This is a genomic window from Gilliamella sp. B3464 (genome assembly GCF_026536145.1).
In the GTDB taxonomy this organism is placed as follows: domain Bacteria; phylum Pseudomonadota; class Gammaproteobacteria; order Enterobacterales; family Orbaceae; genus Gilliamella.
This window is the reverse complement of sequence record NZ_JAFNOQ010000006.1, coordinates 1-13,551: the sequence shown is the minus strand read 5'-3', so window position 1 is coordinate 13,551 and position 13,551 is coordinate 1. Positions and strand designations below refer to the sequence as shown.

The window sequence follows — 13,551 nt, the reverse complement described above, 5'->3', positions numbered from 1 at the left end:
TTTCCTATTATTTTACCATCACAGTTGGAATAAGTGCTTGCTGTGACTGTTTTAATGCTTGAGTAACATCAGAAAAATATTTAATAGCACTATGTTCAATATTATTTTTTTGGCAATAATGAATCAATTTATCTTTGGCAAAAACAAAATCCACATTATGAGAAACACAATAATCAGACGTTCCATCACCAACATAAAGAATTTGTGGAAAATATTGCTGTTTTTTAACGTGATTACATTTACAATTTCCACTTTGTTTAATGCAATTTTGATTAGCATAAGGAAATTCAAGACGCCAGCTACGTTCATTATCGTGTAATAATCTATTAGCAAAAATAGGTAAATTTTCTATGCCATGACGTTTTAACACAAATTCAATTGCGTAATCTAATCCGTCGCTGACAACGTGAACCGGTATGTTGTTTTGATCAGTGTAATCAATGAATGCCTTAAAGGTTGGGTCAATTTCAATTTGTGATAAAACTTCATTAAGTTCTGCTAAACTGGCATCCATCAAAGCAATTTGCTTACTCATGCACTCTTGAGAACCAATTTTACCATTCACCCATAACTCTTCAAGCTCGTCACATCCGTCTTTACCGAAATGATTCAGTAAAGTATCTGTTACATCTTTAACACTAATAGTACCATCAAAATCACACAACACGATTGGCGTATGATGTTGTGAATAAGATGGATGAAATAGATGACTTGTAATTGATGAAAAATTATTCATTTTTGAAATTAAATAGCCTATTTATCGATATTGTCGCAAATTTTCTCATAGAGTGATTTCAAACTTTGTAGGCTCTTTGTATATATTTTGTAACGAGAATAAAATTGCCTGTATAATAAGGCCTTACTACTTACTGTTACCATACTGAGAATAAGAATGAGTGAACGTATACTAATTATTGAAGATGACCAGCGACTTGCTAATTTAATACAAGTTTATTTGATTCGACAAGGTTATCTTGTTCAATGGCATAATAGTGGTAATGGTGCAGAAGAAAAAATTCAACAATTTAATCCCGATTTAGTCATTTTAGATGTCATGTTACCGGAAAAATCTGGCTTTGATATCTGCCGTGATATACGTACTTGGTTCAATAATTACATTCTTATTATGACAGCAAGTGAAGATAATATTGATGAAATTGTCGGTTTAGAACTGGGTGCCGATGACTATTTGGCTAAACCTGTTGAACCAAGATTATTACTTGCACGTATTCGAGCGCTACTTCGGCGAAAACAAATTGAATTAGACAAAGATAGCAGTAAAGAAACAGCCGCTCCGCTCAATAACAAAACATTAGTTTTTGATAATCTTACTATTGATGGTGAAAATCGTAAGGTGCTATTACAAGATCAAGAAATTGATTTAACCACCGCTGAATTTGATTTGCTTTGGTTACTCGCTGTTAACGCCGGTAATATATTGACTCGTGATGATATTTTTTCTCAAGTTCGAGGAATTGATTTTGATGGTAGTGATCGTTCAATTGACGCTCGGATTTCTCGACTACGTCGAAAATTACTTGATGATCCCGATAATCCATCACGCATTAAAACAGTAAGAGGCAAAGGTTATTTATTTATGCGAGAAGGGGATAATCATTGAGCCAATTATTAGCAAAACCCCTTTTTTTTAATCGCCGCATCGTATTTTATCTGGTCATTTTGCTTTCATTGCAATGTATCATTGCTTATGGTGCATTACTCGTATTTGATTCTTTACCTTCATCATTAACCGATATGCCAGATGATCATATTGTGTTTCGTGAGTCACAACGAGGTACAGTCAACCTGATACGCATGCGCATTAATGAAAATAAACATCGTCCTCTTCAAGAAGTGGTCAATGAATTACAACCCTATTTTGGTTATCCAATAACCATTTTACCCGCTAATACACCACTGCCTGAAACTGTACACAACGAGTTAAAAAAATTAGGTTTTTCATACGATGGTGATGAAGAGGTTGTCTATATCGATTTAAACGATGGCAAGTTGCTACAACTCGGGCCCATGGTTATGCGCGATATTTTAAAATCTAACACTATGTCACTTAGTGTTTTTTTAATTATATGGGCATTATTTAGCGCTATTATCTTCTTTATTTTGATCTATTTTGCTTTCAGTGCGGTCTGGAAAGATTTAGTTAATATTAGGCAGACAGCTGAGCAGTTAGGACAGGGTAATCTTAAGGCGCGAACGGAAAATGTCAAAGGTTGGTTATTTCAGCCATTGGCTAATGTCCTTAATAACATGGGGACACATATTGAACATTTAGTTGGGACCAATCAAACTATTTCACATGCCATGGCGCATGAACTTCGAACCCCACTGGCACGAATGCGATTTGAACTTAGCATGCTTGAAGAGTCAACCGACGAACAAGAACGGTTATTGCTACAAAAAGGTATGAATGATGACATTAACGAACTTGAAACGTTAATTAATGCTAGTTTAAGTTACTTTAAAATGCAGCAGAGTAATATTGAGCTAAATTTAACAGCAGTATCACTCAAACAGTGGAGCGAAAAAGTTTGCCAATCACTCGCATTATTCAAACCCAAAGACTTTGAGTTAGTGTGTAATAGTCAAGATGCTCAAGCCGTGATAGATATCAATTTAGCCGAAACCATTGTTAAAAATTTACTGCTAAATGCTTTTAAATATGCAGCACATAAAGCGGTATTAAATATCACCAAACAAGAAAATGGCGTTGTGTTTGAAATCGATGATGATGGTCCAGGTATTCCATTTGATGCTCGAGAAAAAATTTTTATGCCTTTTGCGCGGTTAGATACTAGTCGAACTCGTTCAACGGGCGGCTATGGTCTTGGTTTAGCTTATGTAAAACTAATGGCTGAATTTCACGATGGCAAAGCATTTGTGGTGACAAGTCCATTGGGTGGCGCACGATTTGTTGTTTCATTAAAATCGAATGATTGTTAATTATTTTTTTATAATCAATGTTTTTTTATTAAAAATAATCATAATTGTGATATGTGAGTAATTTATTTTTTTGACGTTATCATAAGATGATACTTACTTTATGCAACGGTAAGGTGAGTAACATGGCAAGCGATTCAAAAAACGCCACTCCAAATGCTTATTGGATCAAATTAGTTATCATTTTCTTTTTGGGCTGGATTGTTATTTATGCTGGGCGATCAGTTTTAAGCCCGCTTATTGGTGAATTACAAACTCAGTTTGGCTTAAATAAGGCTGAAACTGGCGGTATAATGAGCCTGTTTTTTCTTGCTTATACCGTATTTCAAATACCTTCAGGTATATTGGGCGATAAAATAGGTCGCAAGCGTGTGCTTGTGACAGGATTCATATTATATGCCATTTTTATTGCATCAATATATTTTGCTCCTTCTTTCATAATCTTTTTGATTCTTTGGATATTAGCTGGTGCGGCACAAGGCTGTTATTATGGACCACAATATGCGTTATCATCAGAAGCTATTCCTAAAAAATGGATAACGTTAGGCAGTGCTATTATTGGCAGTGGAATGTCATTTGGTATTGCCATGGGATATTATCTATCAAGTGTGATGATTTCAGTATTCCATAGTTCTTGGCAACTACCGTTTGTGGTTGTTGCTATTCCAATAATAATCGTTACTTTACTGATGGCTGTGTGTATTAAAGAAAAAGTGGCCAAACCGACAGCAACACAGGTTTCACAGTCTATAAAATTTTCGGAATTGTTCAAGAACCGCAATTTGGTTTTAGCTTATATTACAATCTTTTGTTCAATATATGGTTTTTTTGTCATTATTACCTGGTTACCAAACTATCTTGAAGCAGAAAGAGGAATGGATAAATTACAAGCTTCACAAATTGCATCAATTGTACCTTGGATCTCAATTATTGGTACTTTGTTGTGTAGCTATATATCGGATAAACTTGGTCGACGTAAACCGGTAGTGTTATGCATGATGCCATTATCATTAATTGCTATTTTTTCGATTGTGTATAGTGAATCATATGCTGTATTAATTGCAGTACTTATATTATATGGTTTTATTGGTAAAATAAGCTTGAATCCAGTATTAATCGCTTTAGTTGCCGATAATGCACCTAAAGCTTCGCTTAGTACGGCTTTTGGGTTATACAACTTTTTTGGTATGAGCGCATCAATTTGTGCTCCTTATTTTACTGGATTGATAGCGGATAAAACAGGTAGTTTAAATAGTGGTTTTTATTTAGCCGCAGCGTTAACTTTAGTGGGTATAACCGCTATGCTTTTTGTCAATGAAAAGAAAAATAAAAATTAACATTATCTTATTACTAAAACTAAAATTTTAAACTCACTAGTTTACTCAAATATAAATAATACCCAATTTTAATAGTTGTTTTAATTATATTTGAGTAATGTCACTTTTAGGTTGTCGTCACATGCAATTTTTAGGAAAACCATCGATTTTATAAAAAACATTATTTTGTCACAGTAAATACACGTTTTTCCATTTCAGAAAAACAAAAAATTTGTTATATTCTTTGGTCAAAATGATAAAAAGTGACAGAACAAATTTCTAAATTCGTCATTGAAATATTTAATCAGAGGTTTTTTTATGAGCGGTTCCTTACCGACAGAGACAGAAAATCGTCCAACTAACTTTATTCGTCAAATTATTGATGCAGATTTAGCAGCAGGTAAATATAAAACCACGCATACGCGTTTTCCACCTGAACCAAATGGGTATTTGCATATTGGTCATGCTAAATCAATTTGTTTAAATTTTGGTATTGCTCAAGATTATCAGGGTAAATGTAATTTACGATTTGATGATACTAATCCAGTCAAAGAGGATGTTGAATACGTTGAATCGATTAAAGAAGATGTTCATTGGTTAGGTTTTGAGTGGGATGGTGAAATCTGTTACTCATCTGATTATTTCGACCGATTATATGAATATGCAATTGAGTTAATTAATAAAGGTCTTGCTTATGTTGATGAACTTTCAGCAGATGAAATTCGTGAATATCGTGGCACATTAAAAGAGCCCGGCAAAAATAGTCCTTATCGTGATCGTAGTATCGATGAAAATTTAACGCTATTCCAACAAATGAAAGAAGGAAAATTTGCTGAAGGAAAAGCGTGTTTAAGAGCAAAAATTGATATGGCTTCCCCTTTCATTGTTATGCGAGATCCAGTGTTATATCGTATTAAATTTGCCGAACATCATCAAACCGGCAATAAATGGTGTATTTACCCAATGTACGATTTTACTCATTGTATTTCTGATGCAATTGAAAATATTACTCACTCATTATGCACACTTGAATTTCAAGACAATCGCCGTTTATATGACTGGGTATTAGATAACATCACAATTGACGCTCGCCCACATCAATATGAGTTTTCTCGATTAAATTTAGAGTATGCTATCACCTCAAAACGTAAATTAAATTTACTCGTGTCAGAACAAATTGTTGATGGTTGGAATGATCCACGTATGCCAACTATTTCAGGTTTACGTCGCCGTGGTTATACACCTGCTTCCATTCGTGAATTTTGTAACCGCATTGGTGTAACCAAACAAGAAAATACCGTTGAAATGAGCACGCTAGAATTTTGTATTCGTGAAGATCTTAACGAAAACGCACCACGAGCAATGGCTGTGCTTGACCCAGTGAAAGTTGTGATTGAAAACTTTTCAGAAACCTTAGATGAAGTGCTCAGCATGCCAAATCATCCAAATCGTCCGGAGATGGGCAATCGTGAAGCACCATTTACCCGCGAAATTTATATTGATCGCGCTGATTTTAAAGAAGAGGCGAACAAAAATTATAAGCGCTTAGTATTAGGAAAAGAAGTCCGTTTACGTAATGCTTATGTTATTCGTGCTGATCGCGTTGAAAAAGATGCAGAAGGTAATATACAAACTATCTATTGTAGTTATGATCCAACCACCCTTAATAAAAACCCAGAAGATGGACGTAAAATTAAAGGTGTGATTCATTGGGTATCGGCTAAATTTGCAAAACCAGCCGAAATTCGTCTTTATGATCGTTTATTTAATACTCCAAATCCTGGGGCGGCTGAAGACTTTTTATCAACTATTAATCCAGAATCATTGATTATCAAAAAAGGGTTTGTTGAACCAAGCCTGCAACATGCTGAAGTTGGCAAAGCTTACCAATTTGAACGTGAAGGCTACTTCTGTTTAGATAGTAAATATGCAACTGATGACAATTTAGTATTCAACCGAACGGTTGGATTAAGAGATAGCTGGAACGAAACTCAAGCTAAGTAATGATGATCGCCGACTTCAGTCGGCGTTTTATTTAACTTATTTTTAATTAAAATTAAAAAGTTATCACTTTTACGCAAAATATAACTAAGTAAATTTTAAAGCTAGTTTGAAACTATCTTTAGAATTATTATATATAACGCAGTCTTTAGCCAAAGAAGGGGCTGTACTAGATAAAATTAAAAAACATTATTTAGGTTGATTATTTTTAGATGATTCGAAAATATTCAAAATTTTTGTCATAATAACATCCAATCTATTCATGCCAATTATAAGGATTAATAATTTAAGCATCGAGCATTTAACGTTACGTTTATTCACACTATTGTCCATTTACTTCAATTTGCGATTTCTTAATACACCTTAAATTTTACTCACTACAATATAGTCAAATAAATTACGGTTTAGGATGAAAATCATCTATCTGATCTCGCCATTCATTGTAATCCCAAGTTACAATTTTAGTTTTCAGTATTTCCAAATAATCTAATGCTGCTTGTTTTCCGGTTGGGGTAAGCATTTGTTCTAAACGTTGTTGGATTTGCTTGTTATATTCCCAAACTGGTGGTAGTTGATAAGCATGCCACGCTAAATTATTGTCTATCTCGGTGATTTTTTGTTTTGCATAATCACTTAACAGCGACCAGGCATAAGCTTTAACCGGATCTTGCTCTCGACCTAATCCATAGAAATAGGCTTCAGTCATGCGCAATATGCCAATCATTGAGCTATGCTCGGCCATTAGCTGTGCATAATCTATTGCCTGTTTTAAATCGTCTGATTTTAATGCTTTACGGTATTCGGTTAATTTAATTATTTGTTTATACTTTTCATCCTGATAATGGTCACCTTGTTGAAATAATATTCGAGCTATCAAATCTTCGTAGCAATGATAGCCGCCTTCAATGGCATAATTTAAATACTCAATACTTTTTTCTAATTGCTCATCTGGACAGGGGCGCGCCATACCTTGTTCATCATACCCACAAGTACCTATTACATAACCATTTTGAAAGGCAAAATAGGGATATTTTAAATCGGCAAACTTATCCCATAAATACCACTGTATTTGACTATTTTTAAACACCGCTGGTTCAACTAACGGTTTACCTGCACTATCCACTAACTGATCTCGATATTTGCGCATAAATTCTGTAAATGAGATCATCTCATCCTCTTTGTAATCTTCATCAAAGAATTTATGCCAACTAAGGAGAGAGTAATAATATGGCATGGCATTTTTATCCCATTGCCAGGCATGTTTTAAAAATTTGACTAAGTTGTTCGGACTAACTACAGCATAAAATACTTGATCATCAAATGCTGATTCATACAGCTTTTTAGCTTCGTCTATGCGTAATAATTCATTTTCAGGAATGGTTGAGGGGTAAATGGTAAAGTCCCTAATTAAATTTTCCGGTTGATTAAGTTCATAGTTTTGTTTTTTTAAATTATCAGTATTTAAATATATAAATCCAATACTAATAATAAGACCCAAAATAATGACAAAAATGATTAATTTTTTCCGTATTGATTTGTTTTTTTTGGCAGTATAATTCATTAAATGTATTCTAAATCATTAACATTTTGCAGTAGTATTAAAACTACATACCTTATTTTGCTTTTTAGCTTGACTAACTAAAGAATTGTGATAACGCCTAGCCCATTTATTTAACAGCGGCTTTTCTAACCCTTTTTGAAATAAAAAATCATAATGAGCTTTAACCTCTAAAAATAGACCCACTCAGGAATAAAATTTGATTTTTTATTACCTACCTCAACGTACCATTCAACATCACCACTCGCTTATTGATAATCGAGCAATAGTAAGCTCATACCTCGACATATTGGTTTTAGCTTAACCTGTTTAAAGGTATCGGGAGGGCAATCACAATTTTGCAAGACCACTAATACCATCGTCAAAGGTAATGAAAGTTTTTTTAACTAAGTTAATAATCACATTGAACAGAGTAGCTTGTCACATAATATCCCTTATAAATCACTTCTAATTGGTAATAAATCAGCATCACGTAATCTTAAATCAATCCGATTGATTGTTTTCACATCTTCGGTGTTTTCAATACTTGGCAAATGATCAAGCGATACAATCACAGTTCCCACCTGTTTATCGTCTTTATAAATCGGGATCACTTGATAGGCTTCGGGATAGTCGCTAGCTTTTAAGGGACTTGGGATATAAGCTATTAGTGATACACCAATTCGTTTCACAAATAGTGCATTCACTTTCGAAAAGGTCTGCATTAAGTCAATTTCAATATAGCTATCGGTAAAGACTTTTGCCAGCTCGGTAACAAAAGATGTGATTTGTTTTAAAATTTGAGGCTCGTTGGGTTCAGTGAAAAAAAAACTTATTTTAGATTGAACAAACGAATTATCTAAGGATTTAGATGCACTATAACCAATTAATTTTCCGAAAGTATTGTGTTCACCATCAATAAACGAAATCAGCGTATCGCCATCTTTATCGATTTTTTTGTGAGCGAAAGAGAGTTTTTTTAAACCAAACTCAGTAAAACCATCGGGACTATAGACTAGCGCCTCGGGTTTTACTTTCACCGTATTTTTGAACAAATACCAAGTCATTTTGGGGTCAAAACAGTGTTGATAAACCTTTAAGGCCTTTTCTAAACGGTGACAAAAATCAGCATAGGTAATGAAGGAGACTTTAGGTAAATAAATGATTATATCGAACTGAACATTTAATATCTCTCGCATAAAATATCCTCTATAACTAAGGTAAGGGAACCCAAATTGCACTTAATGCAGGGAATGAATTAACTTTTAAAATATTCAAAAAAGCGTTATACGCCCATGGCGTCATAAAAATCCAACAACAGTGGGCGTAGGGGTGTTTTGAACAAATTTCGTTATGTCTTTTCGCTTGTTTTTCAAAACTAAGCTTTTTATTTCTGCCTAACGTTTTTAACTGTGGTATCGTTTTCTCTACATCTTCAAACTCTGTCCGACTAAACATCAATGAATCATAATTAGCTTTCATTTCAAGCAGTAAACAAAACATTTCTAACCAGCCATCAAAATCGGCTCGTCCAGCAGGACCTACGTATAACCACTCTTTCATCTCAAGGGACATTTTACCGGTTTTCGGGTTCTCTGTCTCTTGCCAGGATTCCCCTGAAAAAGCGCCTTGGTAATCGGCGGATAGATCGCTCATTAATATATTTAATTACGCTAAGGTTTAGGATGAAAATCATCTATTTGGTTGCGCCACAGATTATAATTCCAAGTGATCACTTTGGTTTTCAGTGTTTCCAAATAATCTAATGCTGCTTGTTTTCCGGTTGGGGTAAGCATTTGTTCTAAACGTTGTTGGATTTGCTTGTTATATTCCCAAACTGGTGGTAGTTGATAAGCATGCCACGCTAAATTGTTGTCTATCTCGGTGATTTTTTGTTTTGCATAATCACTTAACAGCGACCAGGCATAAGCTTTAACCGGATCTTGCTCTCGACCTAATCCATAGAAATAGGCTTCAGTCATGCGCAATATGCCAATCATTGAGCTATGCTCGGCCATTAGCTGTGCATAATCTATTGCCTGTTTTAAATCGTCTGATTTTAATGCTTTACGGTATTCGGTTAATTTAATTATTTGTTTATACTTTTCATCCTGATAATGGTCACCTTGTTGAAATAACATACGGGCTATTAAATATTCGTAGCAATGATAGCCACCGTCAATGGCATAATTTAAATACTCAATACTTTTTTCTAATTGCTCATCAGGACAGGGGCGCGCCATACCTTGTTCATCATACCAACAAAAACCCATTCCCCACCCCTTTTTATAGGCAAAATACGGATATTTTAAATCGGCAAACTTATCCCATAAATACTGCCGCATTTGCTCACTTTTAAATACGTCAGGTTCGACTAACGGTTTACCAGCACTATCCACTAACTGATCCCGATATTTGCGCATAAATTCTGTAAAAGAGATCATCCCATCTTCTTTGTAACCATCATCAAAGTGTTTTTGCCAACTAAGAAGAGAGTAATAATATGGCATAGCATTTTTATCCCATTGCCAGGCATGTTTAAGAAATTTTATCAATTGGTCAGGATTAACCACACCATAAAATATGCTATCGTCAAAGGCTGATTCATACAGCTTTTTAGCTTCGTCTATACGTAATAATTCATTTTCGGGAATAGTTGACGGGTAAATGGTAAAGTCCCTAATTAAATTTTCGGATTCAACAAAACCAACATTAACTTGGTTATCGGATGATTGATTAAAATATAATTGATAAAGGCTAATAACCATTATCATAATCATTACTAGCATGACTATTTTCAACTTTGAACGTTTCAATTTGCTATTCTTCACACGCTATCCAGATTAATCACTATTATTCAACCTTAAACTCACTACAATATAGTCAAATAAATTAAGGTTTAGGATGAAAATCATCTATTTGATTGCGCCATTCATTGTAATCCCAAGTTACAATTTTAGTTTTCAGTATTTCCAAATAATCTAATGCCGCCTGTTTTCCGGTTGGGGTAAGCATTTGTTCTAAACGTTGTTGGATTTGCTTGTTATATTCCCAAACTGGTGGTAATTGCTCTGCATCCCACGCCAAATTGTTGTCTATCTCGGTGATTTTTTGTTTTGCATAATTGCTTAACAGTGACCAGGCATAAGCTTTAACCGGATCTTGCTCTCGACCTAATCCATAGAAATAGGCTTCAGTCATGCGCAATATGCCAATCATTGAGCTATGCTCGGCCATTAACTGTGCATAATCTATGGCTAGTTTTAAATCATCTGATTTTAATGCTCTGCGGTATTCGGTTAGTTTAGTCAGTTGTTTATATTTCTGATCTTTATATTGACGCCCATGTTGAAATAACATACGGGCTATTAAATATTCGTAGCAATGATAGCCGCCTTCAATGGCATAATTTAAATACTCAATACTTTTTTCTAATTGCTCATCTGGACAGGGGCGCGCCATACCTTGTTCATCATACCCACAAGTACCTATTACGTAACCATTTTGAAAGGCAAAATAGGGATATTTTAAATCGGCAAACTTATCCCATAAATACCACTGTATTTGACTATTTTTAAACACCGCTGGTTCAACTAACGGTTTACCAGCACTATCCACTAACTGATCTCGATATTTGTGCATAAACTCAGCAAAGGACATAATGATACCGTCCTCTTTTCCTCTTTTATCATAAAAATCTTTACAACTAAGAACATCGTAATAATACGGCATGGCATTTTTATCCCATTGCCAGGCATGTTTAAGAAATTTTATCAATTGGTCAGGATTAACCACACCATAAAATACGCTATGGTCAAAGGCTGAGTTATACAGCTTTTTAGCTTCGTCTATGCGTAATAATTCATTTTCGGGAATAGTTGAAGGGTAAATGGTAAAGTCCATAATTAAATTTTCCGGTTGATTAAGTTCATAGTTTCGTTTTTTTGAATTATCAGTATTTAAATATATAAGGCCAATACTGATAATAAGACCCAAAAAAGTGACAAAAATGATTAATTTTTTCCGTATTGATTTATTTTTTTTGGTAGTATAACTCATTAAATATATTCCAAATCATTTTGATTAAACACATCCACTTCAACAATACGCTCTTCTAAATCTCCTTTATTAAAAACCCTACAAGGTAGGATTTGATTTTTCGGTGCAAGTTTTTCTATTTCTTGATAGATTGGATATAACTTAGGTAAAGTTGAATTTTGTATTTTTGTATTATTCTCATACTTTTGTTTTATATCTAATGTTCTTTCTTTTGTATCATTTGTTAACAAGGCATAGCCCCATAAAACAGCGGGTTGTTCTAAGAAATCTTTAACATAATTATAAGCATAATGAGATCTGTATTTTGCTTTACTTATAATATCAGCTTCCCATTTGTCCTTTGGATGAAAAATATTTGCTCGCTTATTCAATGGTATGGCAACTTTATTATTATCTGTTAGTATGTCAAGAGCATTAAAACTTCCAAAGGTTACTTGCCCTAAACAACGTGTTTTTTGCTGCTTTGAAATGGTATTAGCTAAGCAAATTTGATTCTCTATGTATGTTATATTAAGAGTATCTTCAAAAGCTGCTCCCCGACAGGAGTGTAAAACAAAAATGCCTTCATTTGGATGCCATGGTAAACGTTCCATGTTGTCGGAACTGTCAAAGTATAACCTACTGTAGCTTCTAAAAGTTAGGGAAATTTCATCACCATGCCCAAAATAATGAACATGCCACAATGCATATTTACAAGCCGTTTCTGAGTTGGTTAATTCATTATATAGTTTTTTCCATTCCGCTTTAAATTGTAATGGATACTCAAAACCTTTTATGATTCTAACTTCAGCATCCGGGTATTTAAACTCTAATCGTTGTTTTTTAAATTCGGCAGCTCTTAAAAAGTTTGCTGCTCCTGTGCCCCCATAAGCAAATAATATAAAAAGAGGCGTTGGTACGTTTTTTAATATCACTTCCTCAGTGGCAACCTCGCCATTTTCAAGCTTACTTGTTTGAGCTGTAAAAATTTTACATTTTTGCGTGTTTTCATTTGGCATATTGATTAACTTACCTACTAATTAATTCCAGTGTAATTGTTTCATTTTCATTGGTAGAGTGGAATGATTGTGTATACCCATTTTTATCGGTTTGCCCTTGTATCTTTCTACCATCAGGTAGCGTAGCAATGTAACGTTCATTGGCATAAATTTTTCCAGTTTCATCTTTACAGATAAATTTAACAGCATAATCACCAATAATATACGGTAGTGCTAATGGATTAGGTGCTATTGTTTTTGCCCCCATTTTTTGCAGGGCATTGCTTTTTATATACACATTACCAGCTGTACCGAGTTCAATCCCCTCTTCACTGATTTTGATATAAGAGCCACCACAAATTAAGGTGATTTTTTGACTGGCTGTGATTGTCAGCTCACCATCAACACTGTCAATTTTGATATCCTGTTTGGCGGCCATATTCAGGTTGGCATTTTGCGCTTGCAGGTTTATATCCCCCCTGGTTAGCAAAAACTTTCATCCCCGATTTGTGGGCAAATAATCCCAATGATTCACCACCAGACAGGGTGATGTTTTTTAATGCAGTGATGTCAGTCTGGTTTTCACTGGTTAAGGAAATACTGCTACTCGTGGATAGTTGGATGTTTTCAGGACTGGTTAACGCCATGCCCTCCTGTGCATAAGCTAAAATGCCACTTTGCGCCAGTTCAGTTAAGTTTGCCT

At 34.5% G+C, this 13,551-nt stretch carries 14 protein-coding genes; 4 read left to right on the top strand and 10 right to left on the bottom strand.

The genetic code is table 11. The features are described 5' to 3' along the window. Positions 1 to 7: 7 nt before the first annotated feature. Positions 8 to 736 (bottom strand): MtnX-like HAD-IB family phosphatase, encoded by a 729-nt coding sequence (locus J3U57_RS08045; RefSeq protein ID WP_267333869.1) that lies wholly within the window; start codon positions 734 to 736, stop codon positions 8 to 10. A gap of 156 nt (positions 737 to 892) precedes the next feature. Here J3U57_RS08045 and J3U57_RS08040 point away from each other — a divergent pair, with 156 nt between their 5' ends. The 4 genes from J3U57_RS08040 (at position 893) to glnS (ending at position 6,278) form a co-directional block, all read left to right on the top strand. Continuing rightward, on the top strand, positions 893 to 1,621 hold the full coding sequence (locus J3U57_RS08040; RefSeq protein WP_267333868.1) for a winged helix-turn-helix domain-containing protein: 729 nt from the start codon (positions 893 to 895) through the stop codon (positions 1,619 to 1,621). Next, a complete protein-coding gene (locus tag J3U57_RS08035; protein ID WP_267333867.1) occupies positions 1,618 to 2,961 on the top strand; it encodes an ATP-binding protein in 1,344 nt (447 codons plus the stop codon). Before J3U57_RS08040 ends, J3U57_RS08035 begins: the two co-directional genes overlap by 4 nt. A gap of 122 nt (positions 2,962 to 3,083) precedes the next feature. Beyond that, complete coding sequence (locus J3U57_RS08030) at positions 3,084 to 4,295, top strand: MFS transporter (protein WP_267344432.1); 1,212 nt, start codon at positions 3,084 to 3,086, stop codon at positions 4,293 to 4,295. A 297-nt stretch (positions 4,296 to 4,592) separates the two neighbouring features. Continuing rightward, entirely contained in the window at positions 4,593 to 6,278 is a 1,686-nt protein-coding gene (gene glnS, locus J3U57_RS08025; protein WP_065634533.1) for a glutamine--tRNA ligase, read from the top strand. Between the two features lie 394 nt (positions 6,279 to 6,672). Here glnS and J3U57_RS08020 read toward each other — a convergent pair whose 3' ends face one another. The 9 genes from J3U57_RS08020 to J3U57_RS07985 all read right to left on the bottom strand — a co-directional run. Further along, the gene (locus J3U57_RS08020; protein ID WP_267344433.1) at positions 6,673 to 7,836 is read right to left on the bottom strand and encodes a hypothetical protein; all 1,164 of its coding nucleotides are present in this window, start codon (positions 7,834 to 7,836) and stop codon (positions 6,673 to 6,675) included. An 18-nt stretch (positions 7,837 to 7,854) separates the two neighbouring features. Beyond that, complete coding sequence (locus J3U57_RS12840; RefSeq protein WP_416379669.1) at positions 7,855 to 8,019, bottom strand: Tox-REase-5 domain-containing protein; 165 nt, start codon at positions 8,017 to 8,019, stop codon at positions 7,855 to 7,857. Positions 8,020 to 8,267: 248 nt separating this feature from the next. Beyond that, on the bottom strand, positions 8,268 to 9,011 hold the full coding sequence (locus tag J3U57_RS08015; RefSeq protein ID WP_267344434.1) for an Imm52 family immunity protein: 744 nt from the start codon (positions 9,009 to 9,011) through the stop codon (positions 8,268 to 8,270). A 16-nt stretch (positions 9,012 to 9,027) separates the two neighbouring features. Continuing rightward, the gene (locus tag J3U57_RS08010) at positions 9,028 to 9,468 is read right to left on the bottom strand and encodes a Tox-REase-5 domain-containing protein (RefSeq protein WP_267344435.1); all 441 of its coding nucleotides are present in this window, start codon (positions 9,466 to 9,468) and stop codon (positions 9,028 to 9,030) included. Between the two features lie 17 nt (positions 9,469 to 9,485). Beyond that, the gene (locus tag J3U57_RS08005) at positions 9,486 to 10,643 is read right to left on the bottom strand and encodes a hypothetical protein (protein ID WP_267344436.1); all 1,158 of its coding nucleotides are present in this window, start codon (positions 10,641 to 10,643) and stop codon (positions 9,486 to 9,488) included. Positions 10,644 to 10,704: 61 nt separating this feature from the next. Then, positions 10,705 to 11,871, bottom strand: coding sequence for a hypothetical protein (locus tag J3U57_RS08000; protein WP_267344437.1), 1,167 nt, complete (start codon positions 11,869 to 11,871; stop codon positions 10,705 to 10,707). Continuing rightward, the gene (locus J3U57_RS07995) at positions 11,871 to 12,869 is read right to left on the bottom strand and encodes a hypothetical protein (protein ID WP_267344438.1); all 999 of its coding nucleotides are present in this window, start codon (positions 12,867 to 12,869) and stop codon (positions 11,871 to 11,873) included. The genes J3U57_RS08000 and J3U57_RS07995 overlap by 1 nt, the downstream gene beginning before the upstream one ends. 10 nt (positions 12,870 to 12,879) lie before the next feature. Next, positions 12,880 to 13,287 (bottom strand): DUF2345 domain-containing protein, encoded by a 408-nt coding sequence (locus tag J3U57_RS07990; RefSeq protein WP_267344439.1) that lies wholly within the window; start codon positions 13,285 to 13,287, stop codon positions 12,880 to 12,882. Next, positions 13,259 to 13,551 (bottom strand): DUF2345 domain-containing protein (locus J3U57_RS07985; RefSeq protein ID WP_267344440.1); only part of this gene is annotated, 293 nt, incomplete at its 5' end. The genes J3U57_RS07990 and J3U57_RS07985, both read right to left, overlap by 29 nt.